Source organism: Arenimonas sp. (assembly GCF_047602345.1).
GTDB lineage: Bacteria > Pseudomonadota > Gammaproteobacteria > Xanthomonadales > Xanthomonadaceae > Arenimonas.
In genome coordinates this window covers 255,932-270,254 of sequence record NZ_JASGHN010000004.1, presented here as the reverse complement: position 1 = coordinate 270,254, position 14,323 = coordinate 255,932, and the positions used below count along the sequence as shown (strand labels likewise).

The 14,323-nt window shown below is 66.0% G+C and carries 14 protein-coding genes; 7 read left to right on the top strand and 7 right to left on the bottom strand.

Features of this window, described 5'->3' with window-relative positions; all coding sequences use genetic code 11:
* Positions 1–9: 9 nt before the first annotated feature.
* From QM707_RS03290 to QM707_RS03280, 3 genes are read left to right on the top strand one after another with little or no spacing between them, the layout of a single operon-like run.
* Positions 10–588 carry a nitroreductase gene (locus tag QM707_RS03290; protein WP_415000446.1) on the top strand — a complete coding sequence of 193 codons (579 nt, stop codon included), beginning with the start codon at positions 10–12 and terminating at the stop codon, positions 586–588.
* Positions 585–1,499, top strand: coding sequence for a 5'-3' exonuclease (locus QM707_RS03285; RefSeq protein ID WP_415000445.1), 915 nt, complete (start codon positions 585–587; stop codon positions 1,497–1,499). Before QM707_RS03290 ends, QM707_RS03285 begins: the two co-directional genes overlap by 4 nt.
* A 45-nt stretch (positions 1,500–1,544) precedes the next feature.
* The gene (locus tag QM707_RS03280; protein ID WP_415000444.1) at positions 1,545–2,081 is read left to right on the top strand and encodes an NUDIX hydrolase; all 537 of its coding nucleotides are present in this window, start codon (positions 1,545–1,547) and stop codon (positions 2,079–2,081) included.
* Between the two features lie 6 nt (positions 2,082–2,087).
* Here the strand turns inward: QM707_RS03280 and QM707_RS03275 are convergent, their stop codons facing one another.
* Together QM707_RS03275 and pip are read right to left on the bottom strand one after the other, a co-directional pair.
* A complete protein-coding gene (locus QM707_RS03275) occupies positions 2,088–2,951 on the bottom strand; it encodes a tetratricopeptide repeat protein (RefSeq protein WP_415000443.1) in 864 nt (287 codons plus the stop codon).
* 43 nt (positions 2,952–2,994) lie between these two features.
* Positions 2,995–3,936 (bottom strand): prolyl aminopeptidase, encoded by a 942-nt coding sequence (gene pip, locus QM707_RS03270; protein WP_415000442.1) that lies wholly within the window; start codon positions 3,934–3,936, stop codon positions 2,995–2,997.
* Positions 3,937–4,017: 81 nt separating this feature from the next.
* Between pip and QM707_RS03265 the strand changes: the two genes are divergently transcribed.
* The 3 genes from QM707_RS03265 to dxs all read left to right on the top strand — a co-directional run bounded on the left by QM707_RS03265 (position 4,018) and on the right by dxs (position 7,947).
* On the top strand, positions 4,018–4,665 hold the full coding sequence (locus tag QM707_RS03265) for an HNH endonuclease (protein ID WP_415000441.1): 648 nt from the start codon (positions 4,018–4,020) through the stop codon (positions 4,663–4,665).
* A gap of 151 nt (positions 4,666–4,816) precedes the next feature.
* Positions 4,817–5,938: a hypothetical protein gene (locus tag QM707_RS03260; RefSeq protein ID WP_415000440.1), complete on the top strand. Its 1,122-nt coding sequence runs from the start codon at positions 4,817–4,819 to the stop codon at positions 5,936–5,938.
* Positions 5,939–6,042: 104 nt separating this feature from the next.
* Positions 6,043–7,947, top strand: coding sequence for a 1-deoxy-D-xylulose-5-phosphate synthase (gene dxs / locus QM707_RS03255; protein WP_415000439.1), 1,905 nt, complete (start codon positions 6,043–6,045; stop codon positions 7,945–7,947).
* 37 nt (positions 7,948–7,984) lie between these two features.
* Here dxs and prmC read toward each other — a convergent pair whose 3' ends face one another.
* Positions 7,985–8,818, bottom strand: coding sequence for a peptide chain release factor N(5)-glutamine methyltransferase (gene prmC, locus QM707_RS03250; RefSeq protein WP_415000438.1), 834 nt, complete (start codon positions 8,816–8,818; stop codon positions 7,985–7,987).
* The gene (locus QM707_RS03245; RefSeq protein WP_415000437.1) at positions 8,815–9,378 is read right to left on the bottom strand and encodes a Pycsar system effector family protein; all 564 of its coding nucleotides are present in this window, start codon (positions 9,376–9,378) and stop codon (positions 8,815–8,817) included. Before QM707_RS03245 ends, prmC begins: the two co-directional genes overlap by 4 nt.
* Before the next feature lie 37 nt (positions 9,379–9,415).
* Here QM707_RS03245 and QM707_RS03240 point away from each other — a divergent pair, with 37 nt between their 5' ends.
* Positions 9,416–10,270, top strand: a complete 855-nt coding sequence (locus QM707_RS03240; RefSeq protein WP_415000436.1) for an alpha/beta hydrolase — start codon at positions 9,416–9,418, stop codon at positions 10,268–10,270.
* Between the two features lie 46 nt (positions 10,271–10,316).
* Here the strand turns inward: QM707_RS03240 and QM707_RS03235 are convergent, their stop codons facing one another.
* From QM707_RS03235 to QM707_RS03225, 3 genes are all read right to left on the bottom strand, one after another.
* Positions 10,317–13,016, bottom strand: a complete 2,700-nt coding sequence (locus QM707_RS03235) for a M1 family aminopeptidase (protein WP_415000435.1) — start codon at positions 13,014–13,016, stop codon at positions 10,317–10,319.
* Between the two features lie 72 nt (positions 13,017–13,088).
* Positions 13,089–13,643 (bottom strand): carboxymuconolactone decarboxylase family protein, encoded by a 555-nt coding sequence (locus QM707_RS03230; protein ID WP_415000434.1) that lies wholly within the window; start codon positions 13,641–13,643, stop codon positions 13,089–13,091.
* An 88-nt stretch (positions 13,644–13,731) separates the two neighbouring features.
* The gene (locus tag QM707_RS03225; RefSeq protein WP_415000433.1) at positions 13,732–14,271 is read right to left on the bottom strand and encodes a peroxiredoxin; all 540 of its coding nucleotides are present in this window, start codon (positions 14,269–14,271) and stop codon (positions 13,732–13,734) included.
* Between the last annotated feature and the right edge of the window lie 52 nt (positions 14,272–14,323).

Genomic DNA, 14,323 nt, shown 5'->3' with positions numbered 1-14,323 from the left:
AATCGAAACATGACGGCAAACCACGACGACCTGGCGGCGCTCAATCGCCGCCGATCCACCCCCTCGCGCCAGCTGGGCGAGCCGGGCCCGGACGAAGCCCAACTCGAAACCATCCTCGCTGCCGCAGTGCGCGTACCCGACCACGGCAAGCTGGCGCCCTGGCGCTTCCTGCGTGTCCGGGGCGACACCCGCCTGCAACTGGGGGAACTGTTGGCGGCTCGTGCCCGCGAACGCGACCCGCAGGCGCCGGAGGCCGCGGTCGAAAAGGATAGGCGACGCTTTTCCTTCGCGCCCTTGATCGTCGCGGTGATCGCTAGATTGACGCCCGGCCACAAGGTGCCCGAGATCGAACAGCTGTTGTCGGGCGGCGCCGTGTGTTTTGCAATGCTGCAGGCGGCGCAGGCTCAGGGTTTCGGCGCGCAGTGGCTGACCGGCTGGGCGGCGTACGACCCCGTCGTGCTCGCGCGACTGGGCCTGGCCGAGAACGAACGCCTGCTCGGCTTCATGCATATCGGCACGTCGAACGAGCCGGCGCCCGAACGCGATCGTCCCGATCCGCGCGACCTGCTGTCGGATCTGTCGCTGTGAGCGCAGGCGCCGCCGGCAAGCCCGCGACGGTCTGGTTGGTTGACTCCAGCCTCTACGTGTTCCGTGCCTGGCATTCGATGCCGGACGAATTCCACGATGTCGACGGCCAGCCGGTCAATGCCGTGCATGGTTTCGTGCGTTTCGTGCTGGACGTGCTGGAACGGCACAAGCCCGGCCGCATCGCCTTCGCCTTCGACGAATCGCTGGACTCGAACTTCCGCAATGCGCTCTATCCGGCTTACAAGGCCAACCGCGACCCGGCGCCGCCGGAACTAAAGAAGCAGTTCGGTTATTGCCAGCAGATGTGCCGTGCCCTCGGCCTGCGCGTGCTCGCCGACGGGCACTACGAAGCGGACGACCTGATCGGCACTGCCGCCGCGCATGTGCGACGGCAGGGCCACGCCGCCCTGATCCTGTCGGCCGACAAGGACCTGTCGCAATTGCTCGACGACGGCGACGAACAATGGGACTTCAGCCGCAACGAGCGCTGGGCCTCGCAGGGCGTGAAGGCGAGATACGGCGTGCATGCGCACCAGATCGCCGACTACCTCGGGCTGACCGGCGACGCGATCGACAACATCCCCGGCGTGCCCGGCATCGGCCCGAAAACCGCCGCCACCCTGCTCGGCCATTTCGGTTCGCTGGACGCCTTGCTCGAACGACTCGGCGAGGTGGCGTACCTGCGCATGCGCGGCAGCAGCCAGCATGCCGAACGCCTGCGCGAACACCGCGAGCTGGCCTTGCTGTCGCGCCAGCTGGCGACCATCGCCCGCGATGCGCCCCTGCCCGAGGATTTCGGCACGGCCGAACGCGGTCCGGCCGATACCGAATCGCTGGACGCATTGAGCGAACAACTGCGCTTCGGCCCCATCACCCGACGCCGCCTGCAGGCCGCCGTCGGCGGCTCCTAGCCGCTCAGCCTGTAGAAATTCCGCGCCACGCGTTAGCATCGCCGCATGAGCGACGAGATCGAAACCCTTTACGAGGGCCGCTATCTGCGGCTGAAACAGCGCGGCAGTTGGGAATACGCCGAGCGTACCCATGCCGGTTCGGCGGTGATCGTCATCGCCATCACACCGGAAAACAAGCTGCTGTTCGTCGAGCAGTTCCGCGTGCCGATCCAGCAACGCACCATCGAGATGCCGGCCGGCCTCGTCGGCGACCTCGGCGAAGACGACACGATGGAAGACGCCGCGCGTCGAGAGCTGCTGGAGGAAACGGGCTGGCAGGCCAGCGAAGTGAAACTGCTGATGGTCGGACCGAGCTCGGCCGGCATGAGCACCGAGATGATCGGCTTCGCCCGCGCCCGCGGCCTGGTGAAGGTGCACGACGGCGGCGGCGACGAGAGCGAGGACATCACCGTGCACGAAGTGCCGCTCGATTCCGCACCGCAGTGGCTGGCGCAGAAGATTCGCGAAGGCTATTCGATGGATCCGAAACTCTGGGCGGGATTGTGGCTGCTGGAGAGGGATCCGGACGGCAGCGCGATCTGAAGGAAGTCAGTCTCGCGCCGGCGGCATGTCAGGCGGATCACACGTTTCGCATTCGCCCATGCGCTCGGGCGAACGCTTGGCCTTGGCCAGAATGCGTGCGATTTCGTTGCGCCGGCGCGCGATCAGCTCGCGCTCCGCATGGCCGTACTGCAGCGCGTAGTCGTAGGCGACGTCGGCCAGCTCGATCGAGCCCGCCGCGAACTCGACATTGCCCCAGTCGAAGAACAGGCCCGCGATGATGGCGTCGCGCGGCGGCACGAACTGCGTGCGTTCGTGCAACTGGTACTTGATGCCGTTGGCCAGCGCGAACAACGAGAGCGGCTTCCCGTCGTTGCCGACGGGCAAGCGCGTCGGGCGTCGCGGGACGAGTTCGGCGCCGAAATCCAGCCCCAGGATCGAACCGCGCGCGGGAGCCGGCCGACCCTTCGAAGCCTCGATCTTGGCTTCCAGGATGCGCACGTGAAGCCATTCGCTGCCCCAATGGCTCTCGGGGTTGCGCCGTATCCCCTCGCGTATCCATCGCAGTGCCTGTTCGTTGTCGCCGCTGAGCTCGTAGGCCGTACCGATATTGGCAGCCGTTCTGTAGCCGCCCGGTTTCCGCGACTCGTTGAACTGCAGCAGCCTGATCGCCTCTTCGCTGCGCCCCAACCGCACCAGGACGACAGCGAGGTCATTGAGATTTTCCGGGTTCGGTTCCTTCCTCGCGCGTTCGATGACTCGGCGCGAATGCGTGACCAGGCGGGCTCTCGACGTCGGCGTCTTCAAGCTCTCGCGCCATTCTTCCGCCGAACGGTCCGACAAGGCGATCGTTTCACCCTGCCGATTGGTTCCGGTTTCGTTGAGGCAGGCGAGCGCCAAGCCGGACGACAATGTCGCCCCCGCGAACAAACATGCGCTCGCAAGCGCGACACGACTAACGGAACGCATCGGTCGCCTCCACCAGCGCGGCCGTATTCTCCGGCTCGAACGCGGAGTGACCCGAGCCCGGCGTGATCACCAGCTTCGCCTGCGGCCAGACCTTGCACAGGTCCCACGCATTCTGCAGCGGACAGACCACGTCGTAACGCCCGTGCACGATCGCGCCGGGAATGCCCTGCAAACGATGCGCATCGCGCAACAGCTGGTCCTCGACCTCGAAGAATCCGCCGTGTACGAAATAGTGGTTCTCGATGCGGGCGAAGCTCAACGCGAAATGCGCGTCCTCGTGCCCGGCGATGAAGTCGGCGTCCTGCAGCAACAGGCTGGTCGCCGCTTCCCACACCGACCACGAACGCGCCGCCGCGAGTCGAGTGGCTTCGTCGGGCGACGTCAGGCGTCGGCCGTAGGCCGAAATCAGATCGCCGCGTTCGACTTCCGGAATCGGCGCGAGGTACTGCTCCCAGGCATCGGGGAACAGGCGCGAACATCCTTCCTGGTAGAACCACTCCAGTTCCCAGCGCCGCAGCATGAAGATGCCGCGCAACACGAGCTCGGTCACCTGTTGCGGATGCGTTTCGGCATAGGCGAGCGCCAGGGTCGAACCCCAGCTGCCGCCGAACACCTGCCAACGCTCGATGCCCAGGTGCTTGCGCAGCTTCTCGATGTCGGCGACCAGCGACCAGGTGTCGTTGCCGATCAGATCGGCATGCGGGGTCGAGCGACCGGAGCCGCGCTGGTCGAACAGGACGATGCGGTAATGCGCCGGGTCGTGGAAACGACGCATCTTGGCACCGCAGCCGGCGCCCGGTCCGCCATGCAGCATGACCACCGGCTTGCCCTGCGGATTGCCGCACTGTTCGTAGTAGAGCGTGTGGCGATCGTCCACCGGCAACAGACCGCTGTCGTAGGGCTCGATCTCGGGGTAGAGGCTGCGCATGGGAATCTCCTGCCGGTTCGGGCCGATTGTAGCGGCCGGTCGTGCTTGCACTGTCATGCGGCTGGGTTATGCTCGGCGTCGATGGACTTGCCCACGCCGCATCTGGCTCTGGTGGGCGCCGGGAAGCTCAGCCCCCCGGCCGGGCAAGTATCCCCTGCGGAAAGTCCCGTCCCCCGCGTCCTCTCCCTTGATGCGCATGGCCGGATCCTCGACTGGATGCACTGGCAGGATGCCGTCTGCCTGTACGTGCGCGGCGCGGTCGCCTGGACGATGGGCGACCCCTGCCTGACGGTGCATGGCGGCACCAATCGCGTCAGCGGCCTGCAAAGCATTGTCGAACTGCATCCGATCGTGGCGGCGCGCAGCCATGCGCATCCGAAATCGCTCGACCCGTCGCCTGCGCTGACCAATACCGCGCTGTTCGCGCGCGATGCGCACCTCTGCCTGTACTGCGGCAAGGAATACGGCCGCCATTCGTTGACGCGCGACCATGTCATGCCGATTTCGCGCGGCGGACGCGACGTCTGGGAAAACGTCGTCTGCGCCTGCTTCCACTGCAATTCGCGCAAGGGCGGCCGCACGCCGCAGCAGGCAGGCATGCCCCTGCTGGCCATTCCCTATCGACCGAGCTGGGTCGAACACCTGATCCTGTCGAATAGGCACATCCTGGCCGACCAGATGGCCTTCCTCAAACAGCACCTGCCGAAGAACGCACGCCAGCGGAACTAAGCAGGCAGAACAGGGCGCCCCCAGCTGCGCTGCACCATACGGGCGAGCCAGTTCACGGAACCGCTACCGGGCGTTTGACGCCCACGCGCGCCCCCCGCAAACTCTCATGGTTGTCGGGCGGCCATGGGGCCGCGACAGGGGATGTGGACGCATGACCAGCAAGACCTTGTGCATCGCCGGGTTCTCCCGCGAGGACAGTGCCGCGGTGCAGGCCCGATTCGAGGAAGCCAATGCCCGTCTCGGCTACAGCTGGAGCCTGCTGTCGGAATCCGAGGCCGATGTCCTCTTGATCGACATGGACTCGATGTACGGCCACATGACTTGGCTGAAAGCGCATAACAGCGGCAAGGTCACCATCGCCCTGACGGCCGGAACGCGTTCGGAAACCGACCATCTGCTTACCCGCCCCCTGGAAACCGACGCGCTCGCGAACCTGCTGGGCGAAATCTCGGGACAGAAACCCAGCGCCACCCCAGGGCCGAAACCGGTTTCCATGAGCGTCGCAGAAGCGGTGGCACGCAATACCGGACAGCAGGCGGCAGTGGGTGCAGCACGGACGACAGGACAACAGGCGGCAACTCCGCCCGCGACGCCGCCCGCGACGCCGCGCACGACGGGTCAACAGGCGGCGATGCCGGCCGATCCAGTCCGCAGCACCGGCCAGCAAGCAGCCATGCCGGCCGATCCGGTCCGCAGCACCGGCCAGCAAGCGGCCATGCCGGCCGATCCGGTCCGCAGCACCGGCCAGATGGCGGCGGCGCCTGCCGCGCCGCCCCGCGATCCGCGCCTGGGCGACTACCTGAAGCCCGGCGCTTTTTCCGGCCCGGTGAAGGCGCAGCTGCCTGGCGCTCCTTTGCTCGTGCTCGATCCCGCAACGCAGACCTACGCCGGTGGCAGCACGCTGAAAGTCTTCCTGCCTTATGCGGAAGCGGTGATGCGCGAGGGCGATTTCACCGCCATCGACGCCGCCGAATACGCCAGCCTGAGCAAACAGCTCGGCGGCAGCCAGCCCTGGTCCCGCCTGGCCTGGCTGGGCGGCTTGGCCGGCCACAAGGGCGTGATCGCGCCGGGCCATGATCCGAACGCGCAATACAAGCTCAACAAGTGGCCGCAGAGCGAACGCGAGTATCCGAAACATTTCCGTATCGCCACGGTGATGATGAAGGGACCGGCGCGCCTGACCGAGATTTCCGAGCAGTCCGGCGCCACCCTGGCCGAGGTCACCGATTTCGTGAACGCGAACCTCGCCACCGGCTACGCCAGCCCGGCCTGAGCTGAACCCGGGCCACAGGCAGGGACGATCCAGCCGAGCTTTGGCTTGCCCGGACTACCGCGCTACCGGACAATCGCGGCTGAGAACACGTTTCTAGAGTCCCGATGGACGTCCAGCGTTACCCGCGCCTCTCGCGCATTGCCGTTCCCGCCGATCTCCGCCAGTTCCCAGAGTCCGAACTTCCGGCCATCGCCGAGGAACTGCGCGCCTACCTGATCGAAACCGTGAGCCAGGTCGGCGGCCATTTCGGCGCCGGGCTGGGCGTGATCGAACTGACGGTCGCCCTGCACTATCTCTACGAAACGCCGGTCGATCGCCTAGTCTGGGACGTCGGCCACCAGTGCTACCCGCACAAGATCCTGACCGGCCGCCGCGACAGCATCCATACCGTCAAGAAAAAGGATGGCGTCGCTCCGTTTCCGAAACGCGACGAAAGCGAATACGACACCTTCGGCGTCGGGCATTCGTCCACGTCGATCTCGGCCGCGCTGGGCATGGCGATCGCCTTGCAGCGCAATGGCGACCCGCGCCAGGTCGTCGCCGTGATCGGCGACGGCGCGATGACGGCGGGCATGGCCTACGAAGCACTGAACCACGCCGGTGGCATGGACCCGGAACCGAACCTGCTCGTCATCCTCAACGACAACCGGATGTCCATTTCCGAGAACGTCGGCGGCCTGACCAAGATGCTCGGCCGCATGATGTCGAGCCGCACGATGAACGCGATGCGCGAAGGCGGCAAGAAACTGCTCGGCGACAAGAAGCGCCCCACCGCGCGTTTCGTCCGGCGCTGGGAAGAGCACTGGAAGGGCATGTTCGTGCCGTCCACGTTGTTCGAGGAAATGGGCTTCCACTATTCCGGCCCGATCGACGGGCACGACATCCCGGCACTGGTCGGCGCGCTGAAGACATTGAAGACCCTGAAGGGTCCGCAGTTGCTGCATGTCATCACGACGAAGGGCAAGGGCTACGACCTCGCCGAAGGCGACCAGATCGAATACCACGCGGTTTCGCCCTTCGATCCGACCGTCGGCATCGTGAAGAAGCCCGGCGTGGCCAAACCGACCTATACGCGGGTTTTCGGCGACTGGCTCTGCGACATGGCGGCGGCCGACGACAAGCTGATGGCCATCACGCCGGCGATGCGCGAGGGCTCGGGCCTGGTGCGCTTCTCGCAGGAGTTCCCGCTGCGTTATTTCGACACCGCGATCGCCGAACAACACGCCGTCACGCTGGCGGCCGGCATGGCCTGCGAAGGCAGCAAGCCAATCGTGGCGATCTATTCGACCTTCCTGCAACGCGGCTACGACCAACTTGTGCATGACGTCGCCTTGCAGAACCTCGACGTGTTGTTTGCTATCGATAGAGGCGGCGTCGTCGGCCCCGATGGCGCCACGCACGCCGGTTCGTTCGACCTGAGCTACCTGCGCTGCATTCCGAACATGCTGGTGATGGCGCCGGCCGACGAGAACGAATGCCGGCAGATGCTCAGCACCGGCCATCGTCATGCGGGGCCAGCCGCCGTGCGCTATCCGCGCGGCACCGGCCCCGGCGTTGCGGTACAGCCCGCGCTGGATACCTTGCCGATCGGCAAGGCCGATCTGCGCCGGCGCGGCACGCGCATCGCACTGCTTTCGTTCGGCACGCTGCTCGCGGCGGCGCAACCCGTTGCCGAGGAGTTCGGCCTGAGCCTGGTCAACATGCGTTTCGTGAAACCGCTCGATCGCGAGCTGGTACTCGAACTGGCGAAATCGCACGATGGTTTCGTCACGATCGAGGACAACGCGATCATGGGTGGCGCCGGGGCCGGCGTCGCCGAACTGCTCGCTGCCGAAGGCATCGCCATGCCGATCTTGCATCTCGGATTGCCCGACAGCTATCTCGAGCACGCCAGTCGCGAACAGCTGTTGGCGGAAGCGGGGATCGACACCGCCGGCATCCGTGCGGCGCTGCTGCGGCGCTGGCCGCAGCTGGCCAGCGCTGCACCGGCGAAATCCGCGCTGGGTTGATCGAGGACGCGAAGGCGCTGATCCGCGCGCGCCGCGCCTAGGTCCGGCGCCCGAGGGTGACGCGCTCGCGCTGTTCGAGGTCGCGCACCGTTTCTATCGCATCGAAACCGGCGGCACCGAACAAGGCACGGACGGCTTCGCCCTGGTCGCGGCCATGTTCGATCAGCAGCCAGCCGTCCCGTGCCAGATGGACAGGCGCGGCAGCGACGATGATGCGGATCGCATCGAGGCCGTCCACGCCCGATGCCAGTGCGCCGTGCGGTTCGAAACGCAGGTCGCCTTCCTGCAGGTGCGGATCGCTCTCGGCGATGTAAGGCGGGTTGCTCGCGATCAGGTCGAAGCGCTCGCCGGCCAATGCGGAAAACCAATCGCTGCGCAGCAGACGAACGCCGGTCAGTGCATTCCTCGCCGCATTCCTGCCCGCTACCTCCAGCGCGGCGACACTGGCGTCTACCGCAGTCACCTCCGCCTGCCGCCTTTCGCAAGCGATCGCCAGCGCGATCGCACCGGTGCCGGTGCCGAGATCGAGTGCCCGTACGGCGGAATCTTGCGGCAGGCGCGTCAGGGCGAGTTCGACCAGGAGTTCGGTTTCGGGCCGCGGCACCAGCGTGTCGGGCGACACGATCAGATCGAGCGACCAGAACCCTCGCCGCCCGAGGATATGCGCGATAGGTTCGCCGTCGCGACGACGCTGCAGCGTCGCCAGGAAGCGATCGCGTTGTTCCGGCATCAGTTCGTCGTCGCCGTGCGCGAACAGCCATGCGCGGTCGCGGCCCAATGCCTGGCCCATCAGCATCTCGGCTTCGGCGCGCGCCGACTCGCCCGGCAGAGACTCCGCCGCGTCGCGCAACGCCGATGCCACCGTACTCATCGACCGAACAGCAGCTGGCCCGCTTCGACGATGCTCGCGCCGACGAAACCGGCGAGAAAGAACAGGTAGGACAGGCGCAGGAACCGGTACTTGTAGTGCGCGAGGTAGTAGCCGATCGAATACACGTCGCGCGCCATCGTCTGGTAAACCGAGCCGTCGGCCTTCAATGCATCGGAGACTTCCTCGAGAAAGCGTTCCTTCGAAAGTTCGGCGAAATGGCCGAAGAACAGCAGGTTGAACTGCGGCGGCAGCGGTTCGCCGGCCTTCAGTCGCAGGGGCCGGTACTTCGGCAGTACGGCGATGATGGCCAGCAACAGCGCGACCAGGACGAAGCAGGCGAGCGTCAGCATCGCCGCACGCAGGCTGGGGTCGTTCATCTTGCCCAGCACGAGCGTCAGCACGATGGAGGACACCGTGATCAGGATGTTGGCCTTGGTATCGGCCATCACCGACAGCTGCACATGGTGCTGCTGCATCGTTCGCAGCAGGTTGTCGCCGGTATTGCGCTCGGGGATGGCGGCATAGCGCTGATCCAGGTCGCCGGTTTCGTTGGGGCTCATGACGCGATCCTTACATCCAGTCCCGGATGATACCGCCATGGCAATTGCCTTCCCAAGCCGTTGGACTTTGCTGCTGGCCTCGCTGGCGCTGCTTGCAGGCTGTCGCGGGGCCTATTTCCATGCCCTCAACGCCCGCGCGCCGGACCGAAGCAGCGATACCTTCGTCTACGACCAAGCCCAAGGCCTGTCCCTGGACCTGTATCGCGCCGATCGCCCCATGGCGCCGGTGGTCGTCTTCTTCTACGGCGGAAGCTGGCGCAACGGGCGCCGGGAGGAATATCGCTTCGTCGCATCGGCGCTGGCGGACAGCGGCGCCCTGACCCTGGTCCCCGACTACGGCAAGGCGCCGGCGCATCCCTTCCCGGACTTCATGCACGATGCGGCGCACGCCGTCGCCTGGGCGCGTGCCAATGCCGCTCGCCATGGCGGCGACCCGCAGCGCATCTTCGTCGTCGGACACTCGGCCGGTGCGCATATCGCCGCCCTGCTGGCCGCGGACGCGCGCTACCTTGCCGAAGCGGGTCTTGCGCCCGCCGATCTGGCTGGCGTGGTCGGCCTGTCCGGCCCCTATGATTTCCTGCCGATCACGAATGCCGAGCTGCGCGAGGTATTCGGCGACGAAGGCCAGTGGCCCGCCACGCAACCGGTGAACTTCGTGGACGGGGACGAACCGCCATTCCTGCTGATGCATGGCCTGAAGGATCGGTTGGTCGATCCACGGAACAGCGAACGCCTGGCGCGACGGCTCGGTGCCCGCGGTGTTCCCGCACAACTGCGCGAACTGCCCGATAGCGGCCATGTCGGCATGCTGATCGACTTCGCCAAGCCCGGTTCGCCCCTGCTGCGCAATACGCTGGAGTGGATGCGAACGCAGCCCGCTTCGCCGAGATAAAAAAAAGCCGCCGGCGGAACCGGCGGCCTAGTGCAAAAAAGATGATTCAGCGGCTGCCGGCCGCCGCGTTGCCGAAGCGTCCCAGGCCCGCCGCCCGCTGCTTTTCCTTCAACGCCGCGCAGAGCTTGATGCCCTCGATCGACTGCGCCAGCGTTCGCGGGCCTCCCTCGAGATTGCGCAGTCGTTCGGCGAACTTCGGCTCGACCGTCGCGGCCTCGCTGTCGCTGCACATGCCGCTGGTGTAGCCGTACACCAGGGTGGCGCCGCCCGGCGCCAGCTGCGCCTGGATGGCCTCGAAGTTGGCATCGAGCCATTCGCGCCGCGCCTTGCGGCCGGCGTCGGTTTCCGTGTCGCCCGCGCCGGTGGCGAAGCGCAACTCGTTGCGACGCAACTTGCCCGGCTTCAGGGCCATCTCATGCATGCGCTCGACCAGCGCCGGATCCTTCGCATCCGACATCGCACCGAGCAGTTGTCCGCGCAACTGCGGGTCCTGGGTCGAGGCCAGATGCGCGGTCATCGCATCGAAGACCTCGGCGCCGCCTTCCTGCATGGCCATGCGCAACGCGAGCGCGCGCTGATCGGGCGCGACGGCATCGAGATGCAGGGCCTTGTCGCCGCCGAGACCGAGCACCGCGCGCCCTTTCGCGGCAAGCTCGGCGCGCAGCTTCGGTTCCTTGGCCGTCTCTGCCATCAGGTTCACCAGACTGTTGCGCATCAAGCGATCGTCGTCGCTGTCGCCGGGCCTTGGCGACGTGCCCAACGCGGCCAGGCGCGGACCATAGATACGCGCCAGATGCGCGCGCAGCGCCTGTTTCTGCGTCTCGTCCCTGGCCAGGTTGCCGATCATCCAGCCGATGTTTCCCACCGGCGACATCGCCGTCTGCCGCACCGGCGCATTGGCCAGCGGCGTCGAAGCGCTGAGGAATGCCGGGGCGTCGATCGCACCCGCATCGAAAGCGGCTTCCAGCGAATCGGAGAAAGCGCGTTGTTCGCGTTCATTGAGCCGGTCGAAGTTGCTTTCGAGGTTCTTCTGGTCGCCCGGCGACATCGCGAAGCGGTAGTAACCGGCACCATCGGCGTTGGGCATGACGAAGTCGGGGCAACTGTCCGTCGCCAGCTCGATCGTCTCCTCGCGAGCGCTGACGAACTGACACTGCGCCTGCGAGCCGTTCTTGTCGCCGTAGCGCACGCACAGCGGGATCTTCCATTGGCCCGCCGCCGAAGCGGTGGAACCGACCGGCAGATAGCGCTGCTGTTCCACCAACAGCGTGGGCCGGCCACCGGCGGCGCACTTGGCGCCGACATGCACTATCGGAACGCCGGGCTGATCGATGAAGCTGTTGAAGGCCGCGCGCACGCCCGCCGGGTCTTCGCTGGCTTCGGCGATCGCATCGATCAGGTCGCCGCTGGTAGCGTTGCCGCGCGAGTGCTCGCGCAGGTAATTGCGGATGGCGTCGCGGAAACGCTCTTCGCCGACGTAGCGCTCGAACATCGCCAGCATCGCGCCGCCCTTCTGGTAGGTGATGCCGTCGAAGGCCGCTTCGATCTCGGTGAAATCGCTGATCGGCTCGCGCACGCGGCGCGTCGTCGCCAGGCTGTCGGCGCCCATCGCGCCCAAAGCGCCTTCCTGCAGGCCGCGTTCGGTGTGGAATCCAGGCTGCAGCTTGCCGACGACCTTGTTGCCCATCCAGGTCGCGAAGGCTTCGTTGAGCCAGATGTCGTCCCACCAGGGCATCGTCACCAGATCGCCGAACCACTGGTGCGCCAGTTCGTGCGCATGCGTGCCCCAATAACCCTGGCGGCTGCGCACGTCGGAATTCTCGTTGGCGAACAGCAGGGTATCGCGATAGACGATCAGCCCCGGATTCTCCATGGCGCCGGCGGCGAAATCCGGGGCGGCGACGAGATCGAGTTTGTCGAACGGATAGGGGCTACCGAAATAGTCCTCGAGGCCAGAAACAATTTCGCCGGTATGGTCGAGCGCGTACTTCATCTTGCCGCCCTGGCCCTTGGCAGCGATGCCGCGTAGCTTCACCGGATAGGAACGCACGGCGTTCGGCGCGAGGTCCGGGCCGTCGACGATGTCCCAGGGCCCGACCGCGAACGCGATCAGGTAACTCGGCAGGTTTTCCGTGGTCGCGAAAACATGGCGCGTCCAGCCCTCGCCGGCCTTCTCCGTGCGCAGTTCGCGCGTATTCGCCAACGCCTGGTTGCCGTTCGGCACGACAAGGCTGACATCCCAGGGTTGCTTGAAGCTGGGCTCGTCGAATCCGGGGAAGGTGCTGCGGGCGCTGATGGCCTCGAGCTGCGTCAGTACATAGTCGTTGCCGTCGGGCTTGACGCGATAGGCGCCGTCGAGTTTTCCGAAAGCCGCGTCGTAGGTGATTTCGATCAACGCTTCGCCGGCTTCGATGGGCTTGGCGGCGGTGAGTTTCAGCACGCCCGACACGTCCACCTGGGCGGCGGTCAGCGTTTGGTTGCGGCCGTTCTTCGGCGCGACGCGGGCGGAGACGATGTTCAGGTCGCGCCCGTGCATCCAGATGGTATCGGTCGCTTCGGCGAAACGCGCCTGGATCCGCACGACGCCGGAGAAACGCGGCTGCGCAGGATCGATCTTGAGTTCGAGCGCGACCTTGCCCGGCACCACCGTACGCGGCAGTCGGCCACGGGGAACACCATCGTCGGCGGCGAGCGCGCCTGAGGAAAGGAAGAAGAACGCGGCGGCAGCCGCCAGAAGATGGCGCATGGATGGAACCTCCAGGGGACCCGGCGAGCATAGCCCGCCGGGTCGGGGTTCAACCCATGACCAAAGTCATGCTCAGGCGGCTTCCGCCAGGCGAGCGGCCGGCAAGGATTCCAGCGTTACGGCCACGCTATGGATGACGGAAGCGATGCGCACCGCGCTCTGCACGCCCTGCGCGGAGACGCCGTGCTCGCGCACGGTCTTTTCGTGCGAATCGACGCAACGGCTGCAGCCGTTGATCGCCGACACCGCCAGCGACGCCAGCTCGAACGCGATCTTGTCGATCCCCGGATTGGCCATCACGTTCATGCGAAGCCCCGCGCGCAGGGTTTCGTATTCCTTGTTGGCCGCGTTGTGGGTGAAGCGGTAGTAAACGTTCGTCATCGCCATCATCGCGGCGGCAGCGCGGGCACCGGCGAGTTCATTCTCACCAAGCTTGTCGGCGGCGAAGGCAGCGATCGCATTCGTCAGCCGCGGGTTGCGCGAAGCGATGGCGGATGCGAGCGCGATGGCGCGGATCTGCGGATCATTCAGCCCGGGCGCGCCGGTTTCGGCGAGCACGCTGTCGAGATTCAGGCGCAGGTCTTTCGCATAGTCGGGCAAGGCTGACTTGATGTCGTTGAGGTTCATCGGATTCTCCGGAGCGGCGCCATGCGGGATGGCGCCGTGGTGATACGAAGAACGCCGCGGCACGGCCGCGGCGTTCAAGCCGGTCGCATCAGGCGACTTTCAGCGTCTCTTCGCCCTGCTTCCAGTTGCAGGGGCAGAGTTCGTCGGTCTGCAATGCGTCGAGCACGCGCAGCACTTCCTGCGGGTTGCGGCCGACCGACAGGTCGGTGACGTAGACGAAGCGGATGATGCCCTGCGGATCGACGATGAAGGTGGCGCGCTGGGCGACGCCTTCGGCCTTGTCGAGGATGCCGAGCGCCGAGACCAGCTCGCGCTTGACGTCGGCCAGCATCGGGAACGGCAGCTTGTTCAGGTCCTTGTGGTGCGTGCGCCAGGCGTGGTGCACGAACTCGGAATCGGTCGAGCCGGTCAGGATCTGCGCATCGCGGTCGATGAACTGCTGGTTCACCTCGGCGAAACCGGTGATCTCGGTCGGGCAGACGAAGGTGAAGTCCTTCGGATAGAAGAACACGACCAGCCACTTGCCCTTGTAGGTGTTGTTGTCGATATCGACGAAGGCGTCGTTCAGGTCGTTGGAAACGGTCGCCTTGACCTTGAACTGGGGGAATTTCTCGCCAACGGAAAGCATGGATACTCCTGGTGCAATAGAGAGGGGGAATGCGGGCGAACGACCCGTCCCG